19 protein-coding genes are annotated in these 25,678 nt (G+C 67.7%); 14 read left to right on the top strand and 5 right to left on the bottom strand.

Translation table 11 applies throughout. The annotated features are described in order from the left end of the window. The first annotated feature begins 212 nt into the window (after positions 1 to 212). Positions 213 to 683, top strand: coding sequence for an Lrp/AsnC family transcriptional regulator (locus ASD15_RS18395; RefSeq protein ID WP_057156470.1), 471 nt, complete (start codon positions 213 to 215; stop codon positions 681 to 683). 13 nt (positions 684 to 696) lie between these two features. Here the strand turns inward: ASD15_RS18395 and ASD15_RS18390 are convergent, their stop codons facing one another. Beyond that, complete coding sequence (locus ASD15_RS18390; protein WP_057156469.1) at positions 697 to 1,626, bottom strand: LysR family transcriptional regulator; 930 nt, start codon at positions 1,624 to 1,626, stop codon at positions 697 to 699. 108 nt (positions 1,627 to 1,734) lie between these two features. On the opposite strand from ASD15_RS18390, the gene ASD15_RS18385 reads away from it, so the two are divergent. Together ASD15_RS18385 and ASD15_RS18380 are read left to right on the top strand one after the other, a co-directional pair. Next, a complete protein-coding gene (locus ASD15_RS18385) occupies positions 1,735 to 2,499 on the top strand; it encodes an SDR family oxidoreductase (RefSeq protein WP_057156468.1) in 765 nt (254 codons plus the stop codon). 112 nt (positions 2,500 to 2,611) lie between these two features. Beyond that, positions 2,612 to 3,355 carry a YdiY family protein gene (locus ASD15_RS18380; RefSeq protein ID WP_057156758.1) on the top strand — a complete coding sequence of 248 codons (744 nt, stop codon included), beginning with the start codon at positions 2,612 to 2,614 and terminating at the stop codon, positions 3,353 to 3,355. A gap of 10 nt (positions 3,356 to 3,365) precedes the next feature. Here ASD15_RS18380 and ASD15_RS18375 read toward each other — a convergent pair whose 3' ends face one another. From ASD15_RS18375 to ASD15_RS18365, 3 genes are read right to left on the bottom strand one after another with little or no spacing between them, the layout of a single operon-like run. After that, complete coding sequence (locus tag ASD15_RS18375) at positions 3,366 to 5,903, bottom strand: cbb3-type cytochrome c oxidase subunit I (RefSeq protein ID WP_057156467.1); 2,538 nt, start codon at positions 5,901 to 5,903, stop codon at positions 3,366 to 3,368. Continuing rightward, entirely contained in the window at positions 5,900 to 6,889 is a 990-nt protein-coding gene (locus tag ASD15_RS18370) for a c-type cytochrome (RefSeq protein ID WP_057156466.1), read from the bottom strand. The genes ASD15_RS18375 and ASD15_RS18370 overlap by 4 nt, the downstream gene beginning before the upstream one ends. Before the next feature lie 2 nt (positions 6,890 to 6,891). Beyond that, positions 6,892 to 7,239 carry a cytochrome c family protein gene (locus ASD15_RS18365; RefSeq protein ID WP_057156465.1) on the bottom strand — a complete coding sequence of 116 codons (348 nt, stop codon included), beginning with the start codon at positions 7,237 to 7,239 and terminating at the stop codon, positions 6,892 to 6,894. Positions 7,240 to 7,370: 131 nt separating this feature from the next. Between ASD15_RS18365 and ASD15_RS18360 the strand changes: the two genes are divergently transcribed. Beyond that, complete coding sequence (locus ASD15_RS18360) at positions 7,371 to 8,204, top strand: c-type cytochrome (RefSeq protein WP_229418252.1); 834 nt, start codon at positions 7,371 to 7,373, stop codon at positions 8,202 to 8,204. 66 nt (positions 8,205 to 8,270) lie between these two features. Then, the gene (locus ASD15_RS18355) at positions 8,271 to 9,365 is read left to right on the top strand and encodes an AI-2E family transporter (RefSeq protein WP_057156463.1); all 1,095 of its coding nucleotides are present in this window, start codon (positions 8,271 to 8,273) and stop codon (positions 9,363 to 9,365) included. Here the strand turns inward: ASD15_RS18355 and msbA are convergent. Continuing rightward, positions 9,362 to 11,206 carry a lipid A export permease/ATP-binding protein MsbA gene (msbA, locus tag ASD15_RS18350; protein WP_057156462.1) on the bottom strand — a complete coding sequence of 615 codons (1,845 nt, stop codon included), beginning with the start codon at positions 11,204 to 11,206 and terminating at the stop codon, positions 9,362 to 9,364. The genes ASD15_RS18355 and msbA overlap by 4 nt on opposite strands. Before the next feature lie 87 nt (positions 11,207 to 11,293). Between msbA and ASD15_RS18345 the strand changes: the two genes are divergently transcribed. The 9 genes from ASD15_RS18345 (at position 11,294) to ASD15_RS18305 (ending at position 25,509) form a co-directional block, all read left to right on the top strand. Continuing rightward, positions 11,294 to 12,106, top strand: coding sequence for a crotonase/enoyl-CoA hydratase family protein (locus ASD15_RS18345; RefSeq protein WP_057156461.1), 813 nt, complete (start codon positions 11,294 to 11,296; stop codon positions 12,104 to 12,106). A 123-nt stretch (positions 12,107 to 12,229) separates the two neighbouring features. After that, positions 12,230 to 13,258: a choice-of-anchor J family PEP-CTERM protein gene (locus ASD15_RS18340; protein WP_082551927.1), complete on the top strand. Its 1,029-nt coding sequence runs from the start codon at positions 12,230 to 12,232 to the stop codon at positions 13,256 to 13,258. Continuing rightward, positions 13,245 to 14,690, top strand: coding sequence for a PA domain-containing protein (locus ASD15_RS18335; protein ID WP_082551926.1), 1,446 nt, complete (start codon positions 13,245 to 13,247; stop codon positions 14,688 to 14,690). The genes ASD15_RS18340 and ASD15_RS18335 overlap by 14 nt, the downstream gene beginning before the upstream one ends. Before the next feature lie 73 nt (positions 14,691 to 14,763). Then, positions 14,764 to 15,624 (top strand): DMT family transporter, encoded by an 861-nt coding sequence (locus ASD15_RS18330; RefSeq protein ID WP_057156459.1) that lies wholly within the window; start codon positions 14,764 to 14,766, stop codon positions 15,622 to 15,624. Between the two features lie 54 nt (positions 15,625 to 15,678). Then, positions 15,679 to 16,332, top strand: a complete 654-nt coding sequence (locus ASD15_RS18325) for a hypothetical protein (RefSeq protein ID WP_057156458.1) — start codon at positions 15,679 to 15,681, stop codon at positions 16,330 to 16,332. A 144-nt stretch (positions 16,333 to 16,476) separates the two neighbouring features. Further along, the gene (locus ASD15_RS18320; RefSeq protein WP_229418251.1) at positions 16,477 to 17,436 is read left to right on the top strand and encodes an ABC transporter substrate-binding protein; all 960 of its coding nucleotides are present in this window, start codon (positions 16,477 to 16,479) and stop codon (positions 17,434 to 17,436) included. 190 nt (positions 17,437 to 17,626) lie between these two features. Further along, entirely contained in the window at positions 17,627 to 18,820 is a 1,194-nt protein-coding gene (locus ASD15_RS18315; protein WP_229418250.1) for an ABC transporter substrate-binding protein, read from the top strand. A gap of 33 nt (positions 18,821 to 18,853) precedes the next feature. Beyond that, complete coding sequence (locus tag ASD15_RS18310; RefSeq protein WP_057156456.1) at positions 18,854 to 23,350, top strand: EAL domain-containing protein; 4,497 nt, start codon at positions 18,854 to 18,856, stop codon at positions 23,348 to 23,350. 20 nt (positions 23,351 to 23,370) lie between these two features. Further along, a complete protein-coding gene (locus ASD15_RS18305; RefSeq protein ID WP_057156455.1) occupies positions 23,371 to 25,509 on the top strand; it encodes a TonB-dependent siderophore receptor in 2,139 nt (712 codons plus the stop codon). Positions 25,510 to 25,678: the final 169 nt, after the last annotated feature.

Here is a 25,678-nt window from a genome sequence, read left to right as displayed (position 1 = left end):
GATCGATTCCGGCCCGGCGCACAATCGCAAGTGCGTTCTCGAGCGTGGACAGGGCTGCGTCTGCTTCGATGGTGAAGCGCAGGCTTTTCCGGCAGGGAGTGGTGTGTGTGTTCATGTTGAGAACTATACGGCCCGACCAGGAAAATAGGCTTCCTGTTATTGCGCCATTTTCGCTAGAATGAAGAATATTCTTCTTCATTTTTGTCAATATCATGAATTCCACACCAAGCATCGATGAAACCGACCGCCGCATCCTGCGCGCACTGCGGCGCGACGGCCGCCTGAGCAACACCAAACTGGCCGAACAGGTGGGCCTGTCCACCACCCCGTGCTGGAACCGGGTGCGGGCGCTGGAAGAGAACGGCGTGATCGAAAGCTACACGGCGGTGCTGAACCAGCAGGCGCTCGGCCTGCCGGACACGGTCATCATCGAAGTGACGCTGGACCGCCACGACGACGAGATCTTCGAGAAATTCGGCCAGGCGCTGGCCGACCTGCCGGAAGTGATCGAAGCCTACCTGCTCACCGGGGAGTACGACTACCTGATCAAGGTGGCGGTGGCCGGCACCGCCGGCTACGAGGAATTCCTGCGCCGCAAGCTATACAAGCTGCCCGGCCTGCGCCACAGCCGTTCCACCTTCGTGCTGCGCTGCCTGAAACGCGCGCATTCCGTGGAACCATGACGCTTTCCGCCCGCTAGTAGTTGCCGCTGTCGAAGATGGCCGCCACCTCAGGGCGCCGGAAGTGCTCCACCACGTAGTCGACAAACACACGCGTCTTCGCCGGCAGCAGCTTCTTGCTGGGATAGTAGATCGACACCGGCCCCGCGTCCGCGTGCCAGCCCGGCAGCAAGCGCGCCAGCGCGCCGCGCTTCAGCCAGTGCGCAGCGTGGGGCATGGGCAGCAGCGCCACGCCCAGGCCGCGCATGGCGGCGTGCGCCATCGCCTCCGGGTCGTCGAATATCATGCGCGGACGGCTGGCGGCCAAGCCCTGCTCGCCGCTGTCGTGCGCCAGCGTCCAGACTTTGGCGCGCCCGGTGCCTGCCGAGCGCCGCACGATGCCGTCGAATTGGGCCAGGTCGGCTGGATGGCGCGGCCACTCACGGCCTTCCATATAGGCCGGCGACGCCACCGCCACCATATCGACCTTGGTCAACTCCCGCGCCACCACGCCCGGCGACAGTTCGATGCCGCCCCCGATGGCCGCGTCGAACCCGCCGCCCACCAGGTCCACCTGGCGGTTGTCGAAGTGCCAGTCCGGCAGCACGGCCGGATAGCGCTGCAGGAAATCGTCCAGCAGCGGCAGCAGGTACTCGCGTCCGAAGGCCAGCGCCATGCCCACTTTGAGCACGCCTGACGGCTGGCCGTCGTCCGCCGCCGCGTTGGCGAAGGCGTCCCTCAAAGTGGAGAAAGCGCCGCCTGCCTGATGCAGGAAGCGTTCGCCGCCGCTGGTGAGCGTGAGACTGCGGGTGCTACGCTGGAACAGCCGCAGTCCCAGGCTTGCCTCCAGGCGCGCCACGTTCTTGCTGACGGCGGCCGGCGTCAGGCCGAGCCGGCGCGCGGCGGCGGAAAAGCTGCCCGTCTCGGCGGCGTGGATGAATGATTCCAGGTAGTTAAGGGGCTCCATCGTTTTATTTTATACCATCAGTTGAAACTGCAATAACGGATTACGGTCTAGCGGAGAGGTAATTACAAGGACATACTGGACTCATCAACCCACCCAAGGAGAAACAACATGAACACCACCACCATCACCACCGCTACCACCTTCGCCAACAAAGTCGCCTTCGTCACCGGCGGCGCGCGCGGCATCGGCGCGGCAGTCGTGCGCCGCCTGGCAGAGGGCGGCGCCGCCGTCGCCTTCACCTACCAGTCCTCGTCCGCCGTGGCCGAGGCGCTGGCCGACAGCATCAAGGCCGCCGGCGGCCGCGCCCTCGCCATCAAGGCCGACGCTGCCGACGCTGCCGCCGTCACCGCCGCCATCGCGCAGACCGCCGCCGAATTCGGCAAGGTCGACATCCTGGTCAACAACGCCGGCGTGCTGCGCATGGGCGACGTGGCCGAGTTCTCGCTGAAGGACTTCGACGACACGGTGGCCGTCAACATCCGCGCGGTGTTCGTGGCCGTGCAAGCCGTGCTGCCCTTCATGGACAAGGGCGGCCGCATCATCAACATCGGCAGCACCAATGCCGTGCGCATGCCGTTTGCCGGCGCAGCCGCCTACGCCATGAGCAAGTCCGCCCTGCTGGGCCTGGTGCAAGGCCTGTCGCGCGACCTGGCGCCGCGCGGCATCACCATCAACAACGTGGGTCCCGGCCCGGTCAACACCGACATGAACCCGCAGGACAGCGACTTCGCCGCCGTCATGCACGGCCTGATGGCGATCCCGCGCCACGGCACCCCGGAAGAAGTGGCCGGCATGGTGGCCTACGTTGCCAGCCCTGAAGCGGGCTTCGTCACCGGCGCCAACCTGCTGATCGACGGTGGCTTCGCATCATAAGCTGGCAAATTGTAACGATTGTGTCATGAACGGCGGGGGCCAGCGGCATTAAGGTACAATGCTGGCTCACCGTATTCTGGCCGGCCTGCCCGAGCAGCACGGCACACAACACATGAAATTGATTTCGATTCTCGCGCTGGCGCTGGCCGCCGCGCACGGCGGCGCGGCCGCCCAGGACATCCCTGAACGCACCTGGTCCACCTCGGCCGAACTGGGCGCCATTACCACCACCGGCAACACCGTCGGCACTTCCGTCACCGGCAAGATCGATGCGCGCCAGGAGCTGGACAACTGGAGCAACGAATACATCCTGAGCGGCTATTTCAAGGAAGACGAAACCCACACCGACAACGGCGACAAGGTGCGCGAGCGTTCGGCCGAGCGTTTCGCCCTGTCGGCCAAGGCCGCCTACAAGCTGGTGGACGAGAACAAGAAGCTGTTCGTGCTCGGCTCCCACGTGGACGACAAGTTCGGCGCCTACACCACTTACAGCTCGCTGTCGGTCGGTCACAGCTCGCGCTGGCTCAAGTCGCGCGACAAGACCCTGGACGTGGAACTGGGTCCGGGCTACTTCACCGGCACGCGCGCCACCGGCGAATCCGAGAACGGCCTGACCGTGCGCGGCGCAGCCTCGATGCGCTGGCAGCTCAGCCCTTCCGCGCTGTTCACGCAAACGGTCAGCATGGAACGCGGCACCTCGAACCTGCACTCGCAGGCCGAGACGGCGCTTAGCACCAAGATCAACGGCACCATGCAGATGAAGGCCGCCTTCAGCGCCCGCAGCGACACCAACGTCCCCGAAGACAAGAAAAACACCGATACGCAAACCTCGCTGACCCTGGTGTACTCCTTCTGAAGCAGTTCTCCTAGGCCTGGCCCATGATGCGCGGCAGCCAGGCCGCCAGCACGCCCTGCGCCGCCGTGTAGTACCAGATCAGGGCCACATTGTTCAGCGTGGCCCGGCTGTCGGCGGTCAGGTGCCCGCGCCACGAGCGCGCGCACAGGTAGGGCGCGGCCAGCGCCAGCAGCACCACGTGCAAGGCCTGGTAGGCGCTCAGCACCGCTACCGACGCGCTCCATGCATCCCTCTTGGCCGACAGGCCGGCCGTCGCCAGGCTGGCGATGTCGCTGCCCATCGCGGCCAGCGTACACGCCAGCGCGCCTGCGACCAGCAGCCGCAAGCCGCATTGCGGTTCGCCCGGCATCTCGCCTGGCCGCGCGGGCCGGCAGGCCAGCGCTATCAATGCGGCTCCCGCCACCCACAGCGCGCTCGACAGCCAGGCCCATTGTGCCGCAGGCAGGCTGGCGCCCGGTGGCGGGCACACGGCCAGCTGCATCGCCAGGTGGATGTGTGTGAACCCGAATGACGCGAAGATGCAGCCGTCCACCACCAGCATGATTACGCAGGCCCACCACGAATGGCCCCTGCAGCCGCGCTCTCCCACCGGCAGCCGTAGCCGGTCCGCCACTTTCGCGCTCGCCATCGGCGGCACGCGGTCGGTCTGCCACAGCCAGGCCATGACGGCGGCCACCGCCAGCAGGCCGCACAACCAGGCCGGCACGGTCCACTTTACCGTAAGCAGCAGGAAGTAGCCCGCCGTGCCAGCCGCCGCCACCAGCGGCCACCAGCTGTCGCCTGCCAGTATCAGCAGGTAGCGCGGACTGGCGTCCTTCCAGCTGGTGAAGATGGTTTCGCGCCGTCCAGTGGCTGTGCCGGGCAGGAAGTGCGCGCCGCGCTCGACCTGTTCGGCCAGGCCCTCCTGCTCCCATAGCGGCTCGCTCGACGTCACCAGCGGTATGCTGCGCGGACCGTATTCCTCGTCCGGCAGCCACTCCATGGTGGCCGCCCCCCAGGGGTTGCCCTTGTCCTGCTCCGGGCGGCACAGCGTGCGTACCACCTCGACCGTGAACAGCAGCACACCGGCGGCGAACACGAAAGCGCCGATGGTGGAGACCATGTTCAGGCCATTCCAGCCCAGGTCCGGCGCGTAGGTGTAGACCCGGCGCGGCATGCCCAGCAGGCCCGTGATGTGCATCGTGAAGAAGCCCAGGTTGAAGCCGCCGAACATGAGCCAGAAGGCCCAGCGATTGCTGCGCTCGGACATGGTGTGCCCGTTCAGCAGCGGCAGCCAGTAGCAGATGCCGGCGAACACCGGGAACAGCATGCCGCCCACCAGTACGTAGTGCAGGTGGGCGACAATGAAATAGCTGTCGTGCGCCTGCCAGTCGAACGGCAGCACGGCCACCATCACGCCGGTCAGCCCGCCGAGCGCGAAGATGGACAGGAAGCCCAACATGAACAAGGTGGGGCCGTTCATGCGGCCGGTGTGCGGATCGCGCCGCACGCCGGCCCGCCAGATCGTGGCGATCCACGCGAACACCTGGACCGAGGCCGGAATCGCCACCACCATGCTGGCCGCCGACACCAGGCTGGCCGACAGCAGCGTGAGGCCGCCGGTGAACATATGGTGCGCCCACAGCGCGAAGCTGACGACACCGGTGACGGCCATCGACCAGATCACCGCATGGCGCCCCACCAGCGGCGTGCCGGCGATCGCGGGAAGCATGGTGGACACCAGCCCGGCAGCGGGCAGGAAGATGATGTACACCTCCGGGTGGCCGAAGAACCAGAACAGATGCTGCCACAGGGCCGGGTCGCCGCCGCGTTCCGGGATGAAGAACGGCCAGTCCCATGCCCGTTCCAGTTCCAGCAGCGCGGTACCGGCGATGACCGCCGGGAACGCGAACACGATCATCAGGCCGACGACCAGCATGGCCCACGCGAACACCGGCATGCGCGCGAGCGTCATGCCGGGCGCGCGGGTAAACAGGATGCCGACAACAAGCTCGATGGCCCCGGCGATGGCGGAGATTTCAATGAAGCCTATGCCCAGCAGCCAGAAGTCCGCTCCCAGGCCGGGCGACCAGGCCTTGCCGGTCAGCGGCGGGTACATGAACCAGCCGCCATCCGGCGCCAGGCCTGCGAACAGCGTGCAAAAAAAGGCCAGGCCGCCGATGGCGTAAGCCCAGTAAGCGTAGGCCGAAAGGCGCGGGAACGGCAGGTCGCGCGCACCCAGCATATTGGGCAGCAGGTAGACGGCGAACGCTTCCACCACGGGGATGGCGAACAGGAACATCATCACCGTGCCGTGCATGGTGAACAGCTGGTTGTAAGTGGCCGCGCCCAGCAGCGTGTTGCCGGGCACGGCGAGCTGCAGCCGCATCAGCAGGCCAAGCACGCCGGCCAGCAGGAAGAACAGCAGTGCCGTGGCCAGGTACAGGCGGCCGATGTTGGTGTTGTTGACGGTACTGAAGTGGCGCCAGCCGGAGGGCGTGCGCCACACGCGCTCCAGCTGTTCCAGCTCGCCGGGTGGACGCGGCAGGCTGTTGGGCAGCTGGCTCATTTCAATTGCTCCAGGTAGGCGGCCAATGCCCGCAGCGATTCCGGGTCGACGCCGCTGGCGGCCGGCATGCGCACACCGGCCTTATGGGCATTCGGATCGGCGATCCATGCGGCCATGGCGCCAGGCTCGTTGCGCAGCGTGCCGGCAGCCAGGTAGAGCCGGCTTGCCACGTGCGTCAGGTCTGGTCCAGCGCCGGACAGCTGCAAGGGACCGGCACCCGGAGCCAGCCCCGCCGCTCCCCCCGCGGTGCGGACCGCGTGGCAGGCAGCGCAGTGCTGCAGGAAGAGTTCGCGACCCAGCGCAAGCGGCGCGCCGCCTTCGCCCACGGCAGGCAGCGGCTGCGGGCGCGCCTGCTGCGCCAGCCACGCGGAAAAGGCGGCCGGCGGCTCGACCACCACGTGCAGCGCCATCCTGGCGTGCTGGATGCCGCAGTACTCGGCGCACTGGCCGCGATACACGCCGGTTTTCACCGGGCGCAGCGAAAGTCCGGTCATCCGGCCCGGCACCATGTCCATTTTGCCCGCCAGCGCAGGGACCCAGAAGCTGTGGATCACGTCCGTGCTGGTAAGCGCCAGGTAGACCGGGCGGTCCGCCGGCAGGTGCAACTCGTTCGCCAGGACGATGTCCGCTCCACCGGACGGATCGCTGTAGCGCACTTCCCACCACCACATCCTGGCCGTCACCGACACCAGCAGCGCGCCGCGCGAGGTCTGCGGGTCGAGCTGCGCGCTGCGCACCACGTTGTAGGCCATGAGTGCGGACAGCACGGCAACCGGCAGCAGCACGCCGCCGCCAACAATCCATAGTCCGGGGCGCAGCACCCGCCCGCCTGCTCCGGCCGCGCCGCCCTGCCCGCGCCGGCGCAGGCTTAGCCCGAGCAGCAGCATCACGCCGCCGAAAATCAGCGCCGCGCCCGCAATCAGCACCCAGGCCATTTGCGAGATGATGGCCGCGTCGGCACTGGCGGGGGCAAAGACGGCGTCCATGTTCAGCGCAGCGTGTAAAGGTAAGCAGCCATGTCGCGCGCATCGGCCGGCGAGACGCCCATGGCGGGCATCGCCGTGCCGGGTTTGGCGGCCGGCGGGTCGACGATCCAGCGTTGCAGCACGTCCGGGGTGTTGGGCAGTTGTCCGGCGATATAACTGGCGCGCCCGAACGTGTCGAGGGCCGGACCGATCCGCCCCTGGGTCCCTTCCACACCCGGGATGCTGTGGCAGGCAGCGCAGTGATAGCGCACCAGCAGGGCCCTGCCGGCGCCGGCGTTGCCGCCCGGGACGGGCATGGGCGCCGGACCGTCGTCGCTGCACCCGGCCAGCAAAGCCAGGGGCAGAGCCATGCAGCTGACTGTCCGATAGGTGCGCACCGCTGAACTCCTGTGCTGATGAGGCCAGTAGCTATAATACAAGCATGCCAAAATTGGCTAATTTCTATTGACCAAGAACAATGCCATCCAACCGGCGCCGGCTGATGCTCAAGACCATGGCTGCAACCACGGCCGGACTGGCTGCGCTCGGCGCGCTGGGCGCTTATCTGCTCGTCGAATCGGGGTGGTACAACGTGGCCGCCAATGAGCAGCACCTGCAGCCGGTGCACAGCTTGCTGGAACGGGCCATGCACCAGTCGGTGCGGCGCTACGCCAGCGCCACTTCCGCGCCGCCGCTGGACGAACCCGAACTGATACGGCGCGGCGCGGCGCTTTACCGCAGCCATTGCGTAGTCTGCCATGGCGGTCCGGGCGTGGCGCAGGAGAAGTTCGGGCAAAGCATGCAGCCCGTACCCGGCCCGCTGGTGGACGCGGCGCGCCGCTGGCAGCCAGCCGAGATGTACTGGATTATCCGGCACGGTATCAAGATGAGCGGCATGCCGGCATGGGAGTACCACATGGCCGAGCAGGACCTGTGGGCCACGGTGGCCTTCGTCGCCGAGATGCCGAGAATGACGCCGGCAACCTACAGCGACTGGATGGCACAGGCTACCGGGTCAGGCGCTGCGGCAGGCCACGGCGCACAGGGCGTCCTGCCCGGCCGCCCGGAACGCGGGCGCGCGGCCCTCACGCAATACGCTTGCCAGGCCTGCCACATGATACCGGGCGTAACCGGTTCACGCGTCTACGTCGGGCCGCCGCTGCAAGGCATTGCCGGCCGCGCCCTGATCGCCGGGCGGCTGCCCAATTCCGCCGCCAGCATGGCGCTCTGGATGCGCGACCCGCGCCATGTGCAGCCGGGTACCGCCATGCCCGTGCTGGGCGTGTCCGAGCAGGACGCGGTGGACATCGCCGCGTACCTTCAAACGCTGCACTGATCACTGAACCGGGCCCGACGCCCACGGCGTGCGTCACGCATTTGCGAAATGCGCAATCATATACCGATGAGCGACGACCATACCCCGCAGGCGGCCGACACCGGCCAGCGCGGTTTCCTGCACCGCGTTGTGCTGATGGACGGCATCGCCGCCCTGTTCCTGCTGACGCTGGCCGCCTTATGGTTTGCGGCGGACGCGCTGCTGCTCATCTTCGCCTGCATCCTGTTCGCCATCCTGCTCAACGCGCTGGCCCGCATCGCCCACCGGCGTTTGCGCCTGCCGTCGCGCCGCATTGCACTGGCGCTGGTGCTGGCCTTGCTGGCGGCGCTGCTCGGCGTGGGCGGCTGGCTGATGGCGCCGCAGCTGTCGGAACAGGCCAGCCACCTTGCCCAGGTGGTGCCCACCTCGCTCGACCAGGTACGGGCCGAACTGGCGCGCTATCCAAGGTTGCGCAGCCTGCTCAACGAGCTGCCCAGCAACAAGGACCTGGCGCGGCAGCTCTCTGCCATGGTGCCCAACGCCGGCCTGTTCTTCTCCGGCGTGTTCGGCGCGCTGGGCAACGCCATCATCATCCTCGCGGTCGGCATCTACTTCGCCATGCGTCCGCGGCTCTACATCGACGGCATTGTCACGCTGGTGCCGCCGGGCCGCCGCCCGCGTGCCCGCGCGGTGCTGGACGAAATCGGCGACACACTGTCCAAATGGCTGGTGGGGAAAGCCTGTTCGATGGTGGCGGCCGGCGTGATGACCGCCGTCGGGCTTAGCCTGCTGGGCGTGCCGATGGCGCTGCTGCTGGGGCTTATCGCCGGGCTGCTGGACTTCATTCCCTACGTGGGGCCGCTGATGGCGGGGGTGCCGGCGCTGCTGATCGCGTTCTCGGACAGCCCCACGCAAGCGCTGTACGTGCTGCTGCTGTTCGGCGGCATCCAGGTGGTGCAAGGCTACCTGCTGGAACCGCTGATCGACCAGCACACGGTGGCGCTGCCGCCAGCGCTGACCATCGCCATGCAGGTCACGTTCGGCGCGGTGTTCGGCATGGCCGGCGTGGCGCTGGCCACGCCGATGACGGCGGTATTGATGGTGCTGGTGGTGATGCTGTACGTGCAGGACGTGCTGGGCGACGACGCCAAGCCGCCCGCGCAGATGGCGAAAAAGGATTAGCCCGGCACCGGCGCCTGCTTCTGGGTCTGGTACAGGCGCGCGTAATGGCCGCCGCGCTCCAGCAGCGCGTCGTGGCTGCCCGATTCGGCGATGCGGCCGGACTCCATCACCACGATGCGGTCCGCCTTCTCGATAGTGGACAGGCGGTGCGCGATGACCACCGTGGTGCGACCCTGCATCAGCACTTCCAGCGCGGCCTGCACCTGGCGTTCGGACTCGGTGTCCAGCGCGCTGGTGGCTTCGTCCAGGATCAGGATGGGCGCGTTCTTGTACAGCGCGCGCGCGATCGCCAGGCGCTGGCGCTGGCCGCCGGACAGGCGCGAGCCGTTCTCGCCCACCTGCGTCTGGTAGCCCTGCGGCTGCTTCATGATGAAGTCGTGCGCATAGGCCGCGCGCGCCGCCGACTCGATGCGGGCCTGGTCCGGGGCCGGGTCGCCGTAGGCGATGTTGGAAGCCAGCGTGTCGTTGAACAGCACCACGTCCTGGCTCACCAAGGCGATTTGCGAGCGCAGTTCGGCCAGGCGGTAGTCGCGCAGGTCGTGGCCGTCGAGCAGGATGCGGCCCTGGCCCACGTCGTAGAAGCGCGGCAGCAGGCCGGCCAGCGTGGTCTTGCCGCTGCCGGAGCCGCCCACCAGCGCCACCGTTTCGCCGGCGGCGATGTCAAGCGACACGTCGCGCAGGGCCGGCGCCGCGTCCGGGTCGCCTACGTTGTACTGGAAACCCACGTTTTGCAGCGAAATACTGCCGGTGGCGCGTTTCAGCTCGCGCGTGCCCTGGTCCACCTCGGCCGGCGCGTCGATCAGCCCGAACACCGACTTGGCGGCAGCCAGGCCGCGCTGCAGCGGCTCGTTAATCTTGGTCAGATTCTTGATCGGCGACTGCATGGCCATCAGCGACACCATGAAAGCGACGAACGCACCTGGCGACAAGTGGCCGGCGCGGGCACGCAGCAGCGCAAAGTAGATTACGGCCGACAGCGTGATCCCCACCAGCATCATGATCAGGCCCGAATTCATCGCCGCCGTGGCGGCGTGCTTCACCGCCAGATGGCGGTTATGCTTGACCACGTCGTGGAAGCGGCGCTGCTCGTACGCCTCGCCGCCGAATATCTTCACCACGCGCTGGCCGCCGATGCTTTCATCGAGCACGCTGCTCAATTCTCCCATGGCGGCCTGCGCATCCTCGGCCAGGCGGCGCATGCGGCGCCCCGCCACGGTCACCACCACCGCCACCAGTGGCAACAGGCCGAAGCAGAAGCATGCCAGTTGCCAGTCGATGGTGATCAGCAGGATCAAGTAGCCGACCGTCGCAACAGAGTCGCGCACAAAGACGTTCAGCACGTTCAGGCCGGCCTGGGCCACCTGGGCAGCGTCGTACGCCACACGCGACAGGGTGGCGCCGGTGGAAGTCTGGTCGTAATACTTGTTCGGCAAGCGCAGCAGGCGCGCGAACATGGCTTCGCGCATATTGGCCTGGACGCGGCTGGTGAGCCAGGCCGAGCCGTAATCGGCGGAAAAGCTGCTCACCATGCGCAGCAGCGCCAGGCTGGTGATGACCAGCGGGATGCTCCACAGCGCTGCCTCGGCAGGATTGCCGGGCAAGAGCGAATCCAGCCAGCTCTGCACCGTCACCATCATGCCGCCGGTGGCGCCCTGGATCGCGCCCAGCGGACCGGCGGCCGAGCCGGCGGGCTGCAAGGCATCCACCACGTTTTGCAACTGGCGAATCAGCATAACGTCGGTGGCCGCCGCTATGCCCACTGCGAGCAGCGTGGCGAACATGGCGCCAAGATAGGGACGGAACTGTCCAAGCAGGCGGAAGTAGAGTTGGCGGCTTTGCACTAGAACACTGTTTCTAATTACGGAAGCATGCATTGTAATCGCATAAAATGCCCACGGCACCCCATCATCCTAATAAAAGAGACCACCATGAGTTACGAAACCTTGCAAGTGAGCCTGGAAGCGCATGTGGCCGTGATACGGCTGAACCGTCCGGACAAGGCCAACGCCATGAACCTGGCCATGTGGCACGAAATCCGCACCGCCTTCGAGTGGGCCGACAGCACGCCGGAAGTGCGTGCCGTGGTGCTGGAGGGCGAAGGCAAACTGTTCACGTCCGGCATCGACCTGCAGATGATGATGGGCCTGGCTGCCTCGATCCGCAACGACTGCGACGGCCGCACCCGCGAAAACCTGCGCCGCACCATCCTCGACCTGCAGGATTGCCTGAGCAGCCTGGAGCGCTGCCGCAAGCCGGTGCTGGCCGCCATCCACGGCGCCTGCATCGGCGGCGGCATCGACCTGGTCACCTGCGCCGACATGCGCTACTGCTCGGCCGACGCCTGGTTCAGCGTGAAGGAAATCGACATCGGCATGACGGCCGACGTCGGCACCTTGCAGCGCCTGCCCCGCCTGATCGGCGAAGGCATGGCGCGCGAGCTGGCCTACACCGCCCGCACGGTGGACGCGGCGGAAGCGCGCGAGATCCGCCTGGTGAACCGCGTGTTCGAATCGCCCGAGGCGCTGGCGGCAGGCGTGCGCGAGATCGCCGCCGGCATCGCCGCCAAGTCGCCGCTGGCCATGCGCGGCACCAAGGAAATGATCAGCTACGCGCGCGACCACAGCGTGGCCGACGGCTTGAACTACATTGCTACCTGGAACGCCGCGATGCTGATGTCGAACGACCTCCAGGCAGCCATGATGGCCAATATGAGCAAGCAAATTCCCACGTTCGACGACTAGTTCAGCCATTAATCGCTTGATATAGAACAAATATCAATATCTTAATGTTGCCTTTTCATACACTGAAACGGCGCGGCGCATCTTGCGCTTCGTTTAATTTCTCAGCGAAAAGGAGAGTGCACCATGAGAACTCCAGCAAGATCTTTGCATGCGGTCTTGGCGGCGATGCTGGCCGCCGCCCCGCAGGCGCGAGCCGAGGTAACCGTACTCAGCACCGGGTTTGACGATGTCGGCGCGCTGGGCGGCTGGCTGTTCGTCAACCAGAGCAACCCGTCCGGCTCGCTCTGGTTCCAGGGCAACAGCGGCATCTTCCCGGCGCAGGCTGGCGCCGGCAACGCCTATATCGCCGCCAATTTCCTCAGCGCGGGCCAGGGCAGCGGCACCATCGACAACTGGCTCATCACTCCGGAACTGAGCCTGCCGGGCGCGGCCACCCTCAGCTTCTACACCCGCAGCGCCGCCACACCCGGCTTCAGCGACCACCTTGAGGTACGCTACTCCAGCGGCGGTTCCGCCATCGGCGATTTCAGCAACGTGCTGTTGACCCTGGGCGGCGGCGGCCCCTATCCCGCCCTCTGGCAGCAGTACTCGCTGACCACGGACCCCGGTACCACCGTCCGTTTCGCCTTCCGCTATACCGGGCCTGCGGCCAACGCCGACTATATCGGCCTGGACACGGTGGTGGTGAACGCCGTGCCCGAGCCGTCCGTATGGCTGATGCTCGCCGGCGGCCTGCTGCTGGTGCTGTGGCGCGCGCGGCGCCGTGCCTCCGTGGCGCGCCTGCTGGCGATGGCGTCCTTGCTGGCCGGTGCGCAAGGTGCGGCGGCGGCCGGGCAGGACGGCATGGTACTGGTGCGCGACGCCGAAACCGGCGCCCTGCGCGCGCCCACGGCGGCCGAGTTCGAGGCCCTGCGGGCGCAGCAGGGACGTCCTCCCACGGTGGCGCCGCAAGTGTTCCAGCACCCGGACGGCACCCGCCAGTCGCGCGTCGCCCAGCGCCAGGTCTACTCGGTGGCCACGCGCGGCGCGGACGGCGTCCTGGCCAGCCGCTGCGTGCATGGCGAGCAGGCGGCCGAGGCCGCCCTGCGCCAGGATGGTTCCCGCCCGCGGGGCGCCAACGCCAGCGAGGAAAACAGCCATGAACACCGCTAACCGCCTCGTCTCGCGCGCTGCGGCCGCCGCCCTGCTCTGCTGCGCAAGCCTGGCCGCAGGCTGGGGCGCAGCCTTTGCCGCCGTGCCCATCGTCATCGTCGTCGCCGACGGCCCCGGCGAGGGCTTCAACGACCCCACGCCGGCCGCGCCGGTGGGCGGCAACACCGGCACGACGCTGGGCGAACAGCGCCTGATAGCCTTCACCTACGCCGCCAAGCTGTGGGGCAGCCGGCTCAACAGCAGCGTGCCGATCCGCATCCGCGCCGCCTTCGATCCCTTGCCGTGCAGCGCCAACAGCGGCGTGCTGGGCGCGGCCGGGGCGTGGGACATCTTCGCCGACTTCCCCGGCGCGCCCAAGGCCAACACATGGTACCCGGCCGCACTGGCCAACAAGCTGCGCGGCGCCGACCTGTCCGCCCCCGGCGACCCGCACATCGGCGCCACCTTCAATTCGCGCCTGGGCCTGGCGGCCGACTGCCTGCCCGGCGGCGGCTTCTACCTGGGCCTGGACGGCAACTTCGGCAGCGCCACCGACTTCGTTACCGTGCTGCTGCACGAAATCGCACACGGCCTGGGTTTCCAGACCTTCACCGACGAGGCCAATGGCCAGTACTACGCCGGCGTCCCGTCGATCTGGGACCACTACCTGCTCGACAACCGCCTCGGCCACGAGTGGGTGGAGCTGACCCCGGCCCAGCGCGCCGCCTCGGCCATCAGCAACGACGGCCTGGCGTGGAACGGCCCGTTCGTGACGGCGGCGGTACCGGACGTGCTGGACCCGGTGTCCCGCCTCACGGTGGCCGGCCCGGCAGCCGGTCCCGCCGCGCGCGACTACGAGGTGGGCGACGCCTCCTTCGGTCCGCCGCTGGCCAATCCGCCGCTGACCGGGCAGGTGATGCCGGTGGCGGACCAGCCCGATGGCCGTGGTCTGGCGTGCGAGCCGCTGTCGCCGCAAAACGGGCTGGCCGTGAACGGCAACGTGGCGCTGGTGGACCGTGGCGCATGCGCCTTCGTGGTGAAGGCGCTCAACGTGCAGAACGCGGGCGCCATCGCCATGATTGTGGTGGACAACGTGGCCGGGCCGCTCACCGGCCTGGGCGGCGCCGATCCGGCCGTCGCCATCCCGGCGGTCCGCCTGACGCAGGAGGATGGCAACGCCATCCGCGCGCAGTTGCAGCGCCGCTCCCGCACCCAGTCCGGCGTAACGGCCAGCCTGGGGGTGAATCCGCTGAAACTGGCGGGCGCGGACCCCGAGCGGCGCATGCTGATGTACGCGCCCGATCCGCTGCAGCCGGGATCCTCGGTGTCGCACTACAGCACGGCCGCCAAGCCCAACCAGCTGATGGAGCCAGCCATCAGCGGCGACCTGTCGCACGAGGTGGCGCCGCCGCGCGACCTGACCCTGCCGCTGCTGAAGGACATCGGCTGGTAGCGCCGTCGTAGCTGAATTCGGTTTGCAAGCCGGGCGCGTTCAGGTCTAATGGGGGTTTTATTGCCCGGCTGCCATGTCCCGCTCCAGCGCCCTGCTCAAACTGCACTTCGCCGCCCTGCTGTTCGGCAGCACCGCGCTATTCGGCCATGCCATGAGCGCCAGTCCGGTCATGATCGTGTTCGGACGCACCGCCTTCGCCGTGCTGGCGCTTGGCCTGTTTGCCGCCTGCGGCAGGCGTGCGCCCTGGCACGGCCTGGCAGCGCGCGACATCGGCAAGCTGATGGGGGCTGGCGTGGTGCTGGCGCTGCACTGGGTCACCTTCTTCATGGCCGTGCGCAGCGGCGGCGTGGCGCTGGCCACGCTAGGCTTCGCCTCCTTCCCGGTGTTCGTGGCGCTGCTGGAACTGGCCATCCTCGGCGAGCGCCTGCGCGCCCGGGACGCGGCCGTGCTGCTGCTGGTGCTGGCCGGCCTGGTGCTCATCACGCCCGCCTTCGACTTGCGCAACGCGTCCACCACCGGCCTGCTGTGGGGCATCCTGTCCGGCGCCATCTACGCCTGCATCGCCGTGTTCAACCGCTACCTGTCCAGCGCGGCCAGCGGCACCCAGTCGTGCTGGTGGCAGTGCCTGGCGGCGGCCTGCGTGCTGGCCCCGTTCGGCTGGCGCGAAGCGGCCGCGCTCGAGGCCGGCGAATGGCTGCTGCTGGCCTGCCTGGGCGCGGTATGCACCGGGCTGGCCTACACCATGCTGATCCAGGCGCTGGAACAGGTGAAGGCGCAGACCGTGGCCATCGTGATCTGCATGGAACCGGTGTACGCCATCGCGCTGGCCTGGCTACTGTTCGGCAGCGCGCCGGGCGCGTCCGTCCTGCTGGGCGGAGCGCTCGTCATCGGCGCGGTAATGCTCTCGACATTGCAGCCTAGAAAGCTGGCCTGAGTGCTAGAATATTGTTTATTAAATATGACACGCGCAACCCGGCGCATTCTCACCATGGCTAAAAATCGGACCCTGCTGCCCGGCATCGCCGTTTCACTGCTGCTGCATGCCGGGCTGATCGCCATGATGGCCGCCCCCGTGCACCGCGAGCGACCGCCCGACCCGCGCCGCATGATGGTGTGGCTGACGCCGCCCGCCGCCCTTCCCTCGTCCCAGCCCGTCGGCACGCCCGTCCCTGCGGCTGCCCCGGAAACGGCCACCCGGCGCGCGCCGCTCCCGCCGCCTCGCCTCTCGCAACGCCCAGGCAGCGCCGTCCGCGCGCAATCGGCCGCGCCCGTGGAACAGCCGTCCGCCGTCGCGCACAGCGGCGCCACCCCGCCGGCCACGGCGCAGGCGGGGCCCAGCCTGCCGGCCGATCCCTTCGCGCCAGCGGCAGCGCCTGTCCAGGGCAAATTTGACGTGAGCGCCGCCATGAAATCGGCCCGCAAGCTGGCCACCGCCAAGTCCACCAAGGATGATCCGCCCGTCGCACAGATCTACGACAAGCCCCTGTACGGCCCGCCGTCCGATACGCCGCTGGGCAGCGCGGTGGGCCGCACCGCCCGCGCCGACTGCAAGGACGTGGCGTCCGGCACCGGCATCCTGGCCCTGATTATCGTGCCGGTGATGATACTCACCGACAAAAAGGACTCCGGCTGCAAATGGTAGCCGCTGCCAGCCGCTATGGTCACCGCCTGAGCAGCAGCCCCGCCGGATGTCTATACAACGGAGTCAGCAAGATGTTTTTGAGCAATAGCCGCAGGCGTGGTACATTTTTGTTCAGAACAACCACCACTCCGGTACGACCACCCCTTGCCTGACCTGGACTCTAGCCACCGACGTTCGCTGCTTGCCGTGCTGCCGGCGCTGTGCACCGCGCTCTTTTGCGAGCGCGTGCTGGGCGCCCCTGCGCCCGAATCGCTTGCGGTCATCTATCCCGACATCGGCCAGCCCCACCGCAAGATCTTCACCGAAATTATCGAAGGCATCGAAGAACAGGCCAAGCTGCGCGTGCGCGGCTACCCGGTGGCCGCCAATGCCGACTTTGCCGACCTGCAGGCCACGCTCAAGCGCAACGGCGGCAAGGTGGTGATCGCGCTCGGGCGCCAGGGACTGCAAGCAGCCAGTGCCTTCGACGGCTCCACCGGCGTGGTGGTGGGCGGCGTCAGTTCGGCGCCGGATAGCGAGCGGCTGCGCGGCATCACGCTGCTGCCCGACCCGGCGCTGCTGTTCAGCTACCTGAAAAGCATGATGCCGCACGTGCGGCGCGTGATCGTCGTGTACAACCCGCAAGCCAGCGGCCCCATGATAAAACTGGCGCGCGAGGCCGCGCGCGGCCAGGGGCTGGAACTGGTGGCGCACGAGGCTGGCGACCTGGCCGGCGCCGCGCGCCGCTACGAAAGCGCGCTGGCGTCCGCCGACGGCCGTTCGGATGCGCTGTGGCTGCCGCCCGATCCGGTCACGGTCGACGAGCAAACCATCGTGCCGCTGGTGCTGAAGGAATCCTGGAACCGCAGCGTACCAATCTTTTCCAGCAGCATCCTGCACGTGAAAAAAGGCGCGCTGTTCGCGCTCTATCCCAACAATTTCGCGCTGGGGCGCGACCTGGCCACCCTGGCGCTGGGCGTGCTCAACGGCGACAATCCGCGCCCCGGCCTGACGCCGCTGCGCGCGGTGCGGACCGCGTTCAACTGGCGCTCGGCCAGTCACTTCGGGCTCTCTGTTGCCCTCGGACAACAGCGCACTTACGACGCGATTTTCCCGGAACCTTGATGGCTGCTGGGCTACCCGGCCGCGCCGGCCACAGAGTTTTAACGATCTGTTAATTGTTTCCGGTCGAAATTAAATTTCTTTCTAAACAGCCAAGTAAGTGGAATATACTACCGGCAGTAATTTGGCCGCTGTATGGCGCTAGCAGTAAGAGACCCGCGCCGGGGCCGCACCGGATAGTATAATGATTAAAATGACAATTAATGCCAGCCGCCGCCTGCGCGCCAGCGCCGCGCTGCTGCTGGCGCTCGGGACCGGCGTTGCCGCGCCGGCCGCCAACGCCGAGCTGAACGACGCCGACAGCTACATCGAGCTCCCCGGCGCCGGCGCCGACGCGCGCACCACCGTCAGCGAAGTGATGGCCCGCATCGAATCCGGCAGCACGCCGGCGTCCAGCCAGCGCGAATACCTGCGCGAATTCCAGCAAAGCCTGCCGCGCGACGTGCCGCGCGGCTACGTGCGCCCCGTCACCCTGGCGCAGCTGGAAGACCAGCTGCGCCGGCCGGAAGTGCAGGCGTCGATCGGCAAGGGTACCATCGCCGTGCTCTACCCCAATGTGGAGGCGCAATTCCGCCACGCTTTCACCAGCATCATCCAGGGCATCGAAGAGCGCACCAAGCTGCGCGTGCGCAGCTACCCGGTCGATCCCAAGGTGGACGTCGCCGAACTGAACGCCACGCTCAAGCACAACGGCACCAAGGTCGTCATCGCGCTGGGCCGCCAGGGCCTGAACGCGACGGCCGGCCTGGACCGCGAAATCACCGTGCTGGTGGGCGGTGTGCTGCTGCTGTCGGACGCCGAAAACGTGGCCGGCATCAGCCTCACGCCCGATCCGGCGGTGCTGTTCGCGCGCCTGCGCGCGCTGCTGCCGGACTTGCGCCGCGTGGTGGTGGTGTACGACCCGGCCAAGAGCGACTGGCTGATCCGGCTGGCGCGCGACGCAGCCCGCGCCCAGGGGCTGGAGCTGGTGGCGCACGTGGCCAACGACCTGTCGCGCGCGGCCCAGCTTTACCCGCAGGTGATCGGCGCGGCCGACAACCGGCGCGATGCGCTCTGGCTGCCGCACGACAGCACCACGGTGGAGGAAAGCACCATCCTGCCGCTGGTGCTGCGCGAATCCTGGAACAGCGGCGTGCCGGTGTTCTCGTCGAATATGCTGCACGTGAAAAAAGGGGCGCTGTTCGCCATGGCGCCAAACAATGTGGAACTGGGCCGCACGCTGGCCAGCAGCGCGCTGGGCGTGATTGCCGGCGACGGCAAGCGCCGCAGCCTGACGCCGCTGCGCGAACTGCAGACGGCCATCAACCTGCGCACGGCCAGCCACATGGGCCTGAACCTGGGCCACCAGCAGCAACGCAATTTCGACTACGTGTTCCCGCAGCCCTGACGATGTATTTTTGCAGCCTCTTTTCGGTGGACTATGTTTCATAATTATTTGCGCCGTACAGGATTTCGCCGTCAGCTGACCGTCATCGTCTCGGCCGCCATTCTCGGCCTGGCCCTGTTCTCGTCGCTGATGAATTCCTGGGAAGCGCGCGGCCGCATGCGCGACCACTTTACCGAGCAAGGCCAGCGCATCGCCGACAACCTGGCCCGCCAAAGCACGCTGGCGCTGCTTTTCCACTCGGCCGAGAACGCGCGCGACGTGGTCAGCACCACCTTGGCCTTCCCGGACGTGGTGGGCCTGCAGATCAGCGACGCCAAGCACAAGCCGCTGCTGCTGCAAGGCCCGCTGAGCGCGCGCCTGTCGACCATGACTGCGGCCCAGGCCAGCCCGGCCAACGCCAGCCTGGTGGGTGAAAGCTCGGAAGCGTGGCTGTTCGCCGCGCCGGTGTATGGCGGCCAGAGCGAGGCCTCGCCGTTCGACATGCAGGACCAGAAGCCGCAGCTGCTGGGCTATGTCCACGTCCAGGTCGGCAAGGACACGCTGAACCGCCTGACCTGGTCCCTGCTGGTGGGCAACATGGCGCTGACCCTCTCGTTCGCCGCCATCCTGCTGGCGCTGGTGCGCCTGCTGACGCGCCACATGATCAATCCCCTCAACGCGCTGTCGAACCTGATGCGCCGCGCCGAAGCGGGCGAATCGGGCATGCGCGCCGAGCCGGCCGGCCCGCGCGACCTGATCGACATGGCGCAAGCGTTCAACAAGATGATGAACGTGCTGGAGCAGCGCGAGGCGGAACTGAAGGAATCGCGCGACGCGGCCGTCAACATGGCCGAGATGAAGGCGCAATTCGCCGCCACCGTCAGCCACGAGGTGCGCACCCCGCTCAACGGCGTGGTCGGCATGCTCGACATGCTGAAGGAAATGCGCCTCACGCAGCGCCAGCAGGAATGCGTGGACGTGGCCTGGAACTCGTCGCGCACGCTGATCGACCTGATCAACAACGTGCTGGACTTTTCCAAGATGGACGCCGGCAAGCTGACGCTGGAGGAAACCGACTTCGACCTGCGCAAGCTGCTGGAGGAAGTGATCGAGCTGGTGGCCCGTCCGGCGCAGCAAAAGGGCCTGGAACTGGCCTACCTGGTGATGCCGGGCGTACCCGAGCGCATCACCGGCGATGCGCTGCGCCTGCGCCAGATCCTGATCAACCTGATGGGCAATGCCGTCAAATTCACGGACAACGGCGAAGTCACGCTGCAGGTCTCGTTGGCCACCGCCTTGGCGACCTCGCCGGCGGCGGGCGACACCGGCATCGCGCTCGAATTCGAAGTGCGCGACACCGGCATCGGCATGACCCGGGAGGTGCAGCAGCACCTGTTCGAATCCTACGTGCAGCCCGATCCATCCACCACGCGCCGCTACGGCGGCACCGGCCTGGGCCTGGCGATCTGCCGGCAGTTGGTCAACCTGATGGGCGGCGACATCCGCGTCGACAGTACGCTGGGCAGCGGCACCGCCTTTGTCGTCACCGTGCGCTGCCAGGCGGCGCCCGCCCAGCTGCCCTTCCAGGCCGATCCGGCGCTGGCCAATGTGCGCGTGCTGGCGCTGGACGAAAGCGCCACCGTGCTGGCCTTCCTCAAGGACACGCTGACACGCCATGCCATGACCTGCTACCTGAGCAGCTGCGGGCGCGAAGCCATGGTGGAACTGAAAGAAGCGGCCGAAGCCGGCCAGCCCTACCACGTGGTCATCATGAACATCGGCGCCACCGACGACCAGGGCAGCGACATCGCCGAACGCATTGCCGCCGCCGGCCTGTCGCCGCACTTGCTGCTGATGGACCGCCACGGCGGCACCGGCTCGCCGCCGCAAGCGCACGCCAGCAGCCACGCCGTGCTGCCCAAGCCGCTGCGCCAGTCGCGCCTGCTGAACGCCCTGCATGAACTGCTGGCCGGCCGCAGCCACGCCGAACCGCAGCACGCGCAGCCGGGCGGCGCCCTGCCCGCGCGCCAGTTCCGCGTACTGGTGGCCGAGGACAACCGCACCAACCAGATGGTGGCGGCCGGCATGCTGGCCATGAACAACTGCGTATGCGAGTTCGCCGCCAACGGCCGCGAAGCGGTGGAGGCGGCCAAGCGCAGCCGTTTCGACCTGATCCTGATGGACTGCAGCATGCCTGAAATGGACGGATACGAAGCCACCGCCCACATCCGCGTGGCGGAGGAAGCCGAAGGCTTGCGCACGCCGCTGGTGGCCATGACCGCCAACACCCAGCGCGGCGACGCGGAGAAATGCATGGCGGCCGGCATGGACGACTATCTGGCCAAGCCGATCACGCTGGTCGAGCTGCGCCACAAGCTGCAGAAATGGCTGCCGCATGGAAGCGACCCCCACTCGGCCAACCAGGCGCATGGCGCCCCCGCCACGGCTGCGCTGGCGCAGCTGCACGCAGGCCAGCATGCAGAACCGCACCACCTGGCGCCGATCGACATGGAAGTGTTCGAGAAACTGCGCGAAATCCTGGGCGCGGCGCTGCCGCACGCTGTGTCGCCCTTCCTGGAAGATTCGCCGGTCTACCTGAACGAACTGGAACAGGCCGTGCACACCGGCGACAGCGACACGGCACGGGCCCGCGCCCACGCGCTGAAAGGCTCGTCCGGCAACCTGGGCGCGAACGCCTTGGCGCTGCTGGCGCAGCAGATCGAAGCGCTGGCCATCGAGCGCCGGCTGTCCCACATCGCCCCGCTGCTGCCGGCGCTGCGCGCCGAATACGGCAGCGTGGCGGCCTTTCTCAGTGCCGAAATGAGTGTGGACGACCCCGAAACCGACGCACCGCAAGAAGAACTGGCCTCGGTGCTGATCGTCGACGACGACCGCAGCACCCGCAGCACGCTGCGCTACACCCTGCAGCGCGACGGCTTCCAGGTGGAGGAAGCGGCCGACGGCGTGCAAGCCCTGGCCATGCTGAAGCGCTTCCATCCGGACGTGATCCTGATGGACGCCGTGATGCCGGTGATGGACGGCTTCACCGCCTGCGCGCGCCTGCAGGAACTGCCGGGCGGCAGCGCCATCCCGGTGCTGATGATCACCGCACTGCAGGACAATTCCTCGGTCGAGCGCGCCTTCGCCGCCGGCGCCAGCGACTACATCCCGAAACCGATCCACTACGCCGTGCTGTCGCAGCGCGTGCGCCGCATCATCGAGGCCAACCGCGCCGAGAAGCGCATCCGCCACCTGGCCTATAACGACTTGCTCACCGGCCTGCCGAACCGCACCCTGTTCTTTGAGCTGCTGGCGCAAGGCATCCAGCAAGCCAAGAACGACGCCAAGCTGCTCGGCGTGCTGTTCATGGACCTGGACCGCTTCAAGTACGTGAACGACAACCTGGGCCACGACGTCGGCGACCGCCTGCTGGTGGCGGTGGCCCAGCGCGTGCGCCACAGCGTACGCACGGTAGATACCGTGGCCCGGCTGGGCGGCGACGAGTTCACCGTGGTGTTGAGCGACCTGGACGGGCCGGCCGCCGCCGCCACCGCCGCCCACAACATCTGCCGCGTGCTGGCCGCGCCGTTCCAGATCGACGGCCACGACATCTTCGTCACCAGCAGCGTCGGCATCGCCATGTACCCGCACGACGGCAGCGACGTGGCCACCCTGGTCAAGCACGCCGACAGCGCCATGTACCGCGCCAAGAAGACCAACACCGGCTTCCAGTTCTACGAGGCCTCGATGGAGCAGTCCATCTCCGAGCACGTGCGACTGGAAAGCGACTTGCGGCGCGCGCTGGAGCAGCAGCAGCTGGAGGTGTATTACCAGCCGCAGGCCAGCCTGGAAGACGGCCAGATCATCGCCATGGAAGCGCTGGTGCGCTGGCGCCATCCAACGCGCGGCATGGTGCCGCCCAACGAATTCATTCCGCTGGCCGAGGAAACCGGCTTGATCAACCCGCTCGGCGACTGGGTGCTGCGCACCGCCTGCGCCCAGCTGCGCAGCTGGATGGAGCAGGGCCTGCCGCCGCTGCGGGTGGCGGTCAACCTCTCGGTGCGCCAGCTGCTGCAGAAGGAATTCGCCGCCTCGGTGGAAGCGGTGCTGGCCGACACCGGCCTGCCGCCGCACCTGCTGGAGCTGGAGATCACAGAAAGCACGCTGATGGAGAACGCGCAGGACACGCTCAAGGCGCTGCACCGCCTGCGCGGCCTGGGCGTGCGCCTGTCGATCGACGACTTCGGCACCGGCTATTCCTCGCTGTCCTACCTGAAGCGCTTCCCGGTCGACATCATCAAGATCGACCGCTCCTTCGTGCGCGACGTGCCGATGGACGCGGACGACGTGGCCATCGTCACCGCCATCATCGCGCTGGCGCACAGCCTGCGGCTGGAGGTGGTGGCCGAAGGCGTGGAAACCGAAGCCCAGCTGAACTTCCTGAAAGGCCGCAACTGCGACCTGATGCAGGGCTACTATCTCAGTCCCGCCATCCCGCACGACCAGTTCGCCGCCCTGATCCGGCAGCGGGAGGGCGCAGCCCTGCGCTGACACCAACCTCGAGGCCCGCCATGCGCTTGTTCCCCTGCCTGTCTGCAATCCTGGTCCTGCCGCTGCTGAGCGGCCCCTCCATGGCGGCCGGGGTGGCCGTGCCGGCCCGGCCAGGGCCGGCGCAGTTGAGCGAGGAGGACGAGCTGGCGCTGGTGTACGGCGATAAGTCCTCGGTCAGCATCGCCACCGGCAGCGCCCAGCCGCTGCGCCGCGCGCCGGCGGTGGCCACCGTGATCACGGCCGAGGACATCGCCGCCATGGGCGCCAACGACCTGGACCAGGTGCTGGAGAGCGTGCCCGGCATGCATGTCTCGCGCTCGGCCATCAACTACGAACCGCTGTACATCGCGCGCGGCATCTACAGCGTGAACAACCCGCAGATGCTGATGCTGCAGAACGGCGTGCCGATGACCACGCTGCTCACCGGCAGCCGGGGCACCTTATGGGGCGGCTACCCGGTGACGCACATCGCGCGCATCGAAATCATACGCGGCCCCGGCTCGGCTCTGTACGGGGCCGACGCCTACAGCGGCGTGATCAACATCGTCACCAAGCGCGCGGCGGACGCGCCGGGCACGCAGGCCGGCGCGGGCGCCGGCTCCTTCCGCACGCGCGACGCCTGGGTCCAGCACGGCGGCAAGGCCGGACCGCTGGAAGTGGCGGCCTACCTGCGCGTGGGCGCCACGGACGGCTTCCGTTCGCTGATCACGGCCGACGCGCAAAGCGCGCGCGACAAGCTTTTTGGAACCCGCGCCTCGCTGGCCCCGGGGCCGGTCAATACCGGCTACGACGCCATCGACAGCCTGCTCGAGCTGGCGCTGCCGGCATGGCCGCAGTGGCGCCTGCGCGCCGGCTACCAGCTGCGCGACAACCTGGGCACCGGCGCCGGCGTCGGCTCGGCGCTGGACCCGGTGGGCAAGGAGCGCGGCGAGCGCGTGCACGCCGACCTGGGCTGGACCGAGCCCGATTTCAGCGCTGACTGGAGCGTGGGCGCCACCGTGAGCGTGCTGCAGTTCAAGCAGCGCATCACCACCGACCTGCGGCTCTCGCCGCCCGGCACGCGCTTCCCCACCGGCCTGTTCCCGGACGGCTTCATCGGCCACCCCGACACCTCGGAGCGCCAGGTGCGCCTGTCGGCCCACGCGCTGTACCACGGCTGGAACGGCCACAAGCTGCGCATCGGCGTGGGCCACGACAACCTGGACATGTACTACACGGCCACCTTCAAGAACTACATCTTCAACCAGGCCGGCGTGCCGGTGCCCACCGGCCCGGTGATCGACTATTCGCGGATCCAGCCCTTCCTGCTGCCGCAGCGGCGCCTGGTGAACTACGTCACCGCGCAGGACGAATGGCAGTTCGCGCGCGACTGGACGCTGACGGCGGGCGTGCGCCACGACCGCTATTCCGATTTCGGCGGCACCACCAACCCGCGCCTGGCCCTGGTGTGGGACGCGGCGCTGGACCTGACCGCCAAGCTGCTGTACGGCCGCGCCTTCCGCGCGCCCTCCTTCAATGAGGAATACGGCATCAACAATCCCATCCAGCGCGGCAATCCGGACCTGCAGCCGGAGCGCATCGCCACGCTGGAGGGGGCGCTGGCCTGGCAGGCCAGCCCGCAGCTGCAGCTGAACCTGAACCTGTACCGCCACAAGATGAACGACATCATCCGCGGCGTGCCCAACCCGCAGGCCGGCACCGGCGCCACGTTCCAGAACATCGGCAACCAGCGCGGCAAGGGGCTGGAGCTGGAGGCGGTATGGGAAGCGGCGCGCGCGGTGCAGCTGGCCGGCAGCTATGCCTACCAGCGCTCGATCGACGCGGCCACCGGGCGCGACGCCGGCTACGCGCCGCGCCACCACCTGAGCGGCAGGCTGGACCTGCGCCTGCCCGGCATCGGCCTGCTCAGCCCCCAGCTCAACCGGGTGGCCGAGCGCCGCCGCGCGCCCGGCGACGCCCGTCCCAAGGTGCCCGACTACACCACCGTCGACCTGGCCTTCAGCACCGGCCGCCTGCTGCGCCATTGCGAACTGTCGCTCGCGCTGCGCAACGTCTTCAACGCCGACGTGCGCGAGCCCAGCCTGGCGCCCGGTCTCATCCCCAACGACCTGCCCATGGCCCCGCGCTCGGTCTACCTGCGGGCCTTGTTCACCTTGTAATTTCATTGCAGCAATCGTTATTACGAAAGCGGCAATAGAATTTTTTCACTAATTATCACCAAATCTCACACATTGCCTGAAATTTAAGCTATTATCTCGCACTGCAACATTTATTGCATTTGAGCACTCAACGTTGCAATCTTGCTAGTTAATATCGGCTTATCGGACA

It is taken from the genome of Massilia sp. Root351 (genome assembly GCF_001425045.1).
Classification (GTDB): Bacteria; Pseudomonadota; Gammaproteobacteria; order Burkholderiales; family Burkholderiaceae_D; genus Rugamonas.
This window is presented reverse-complemented; position numbering and strand designations above follow the sequence as displayed.

Bases quoted from the DNA above. Each gene is read 5' to 3' on its own strand.
- ASD15_RS18340 (WP_082551927.1), top strand. From the start codon at position 12,230: ATGAGAACTCCAGCAAGATCTTTGCATGCGGTCTTGGCGGCGATGCTG.
- ASD15_RS18370 (WP_057156466.1), bottom strand. From the start codon at position 6,889: ATGGACGCCGTCTTTGCCCCCGCCAGTGCCGACGCGGCCATCATCTCG.
- ASD15_RS18310 (WP_057156456.1), top strand. From the start codon at position 18,854: ATGTTTCATAATTATTTGCGCCGTACAGGATTTCGCCGTCAGCTGACC.
- ASD15_RS18305 (WP_057156455.1), top strand. From the start codon at position 23,371: ATGCGCTTGTTCCCCTGCCTGTCTGCAATCCTGGTCCTGCCGCTGCTG.
- ASD15_RS18390 (WP_057156469.1), bottom strand. From the start codon at position 1,626: ATGGAGCCCCTTAACTACCTGGAATCATTCATCCACGCCGCCGAGACG.
- ASD15_RS18385 (WP_057156468.1), top strand. From the start codon at position 1,735: ATGAACACCACCACCATCACCACCGCTACCACCTTCGCCAACAAAGTC.
- ASD15_RS18395 (WP_057156470.1), top strand. From the start codon at position 213: ATGAATTCCACACCAAGCATCGATGAAACCGACCGCCGCATCCTGCGC.
- ASD15_RS18335 (WP_082551926.1), top strand. From the start codon at position 13,245: ATGAACACCGCTAACCGCCTCGTCTCGCGCGCTGCGGCCGCCGCCCTG.
- ASD15_RS18380 (WP_057156758.1), top strand. From the start codon at position 2,612: ATGAAATTGATTTCGATTCTCGCGCTGGCGCTGGCCGCCGCGCACGGC.
- ASD15_RS18325 (WP_057156458.1), top strand. From the start codon at position 15,679: ATGGCTAAAAATCGGACCCTGCTGCCCGGCATCGCCGTTTCACTGCTG.
- ASD15_RS18375 (WP_057156467.1), bottom strand. From the start codon at position 5,903: ATGAGCCAGCTGCCCAACAGCCTGCCGCGTCCACCCGGCGAGCTGGAA.
- ASD15_RS18360 (WP_229418252.1), top strand. From the start codon at position 7,371: ATGCTCAAGACCATGGCTGCAACCACGGCCGGACTGGCTGCGCTCGGC.
- ASD15_RS18330 (WP_057156459.1), top strand. From the start codon at position 14,764: ATGTCCCGCTCCAGCGCCCTGCTCAAACTGCACTTCGCCGCCCTGCTG.
- ASD15_RS18315 (WP_229418250.1), top strand. From the start codon at position 17,627: ATGACAATTAATGCCAGCCGCCGCCTGCGCGCCAGCGCCGCGCTGCTG.
- ASD15_RS18355 (WP_057156463.1), top strand. From the start codon at position 8,271: ATGAGCGACGACCATACCCCGCAGGCGGCCGACACCGGCCAGCGCGGT.
- ASD15_RS18365 (WP_057156465.1), bottom strand. From the start codon at position 7,239: ATGGCTCTGCCCCTGGCTTTGCTGGCCGGGTGCAGCGACGACGGTCCG.
- ASD15_RS18345 (WP_057156461.1), top strand. From the start codon at position 11,294: ATGAGTTACGAAACCTTGCAAGTGAGCCTGGAAGCGCATGTGGCCGTG.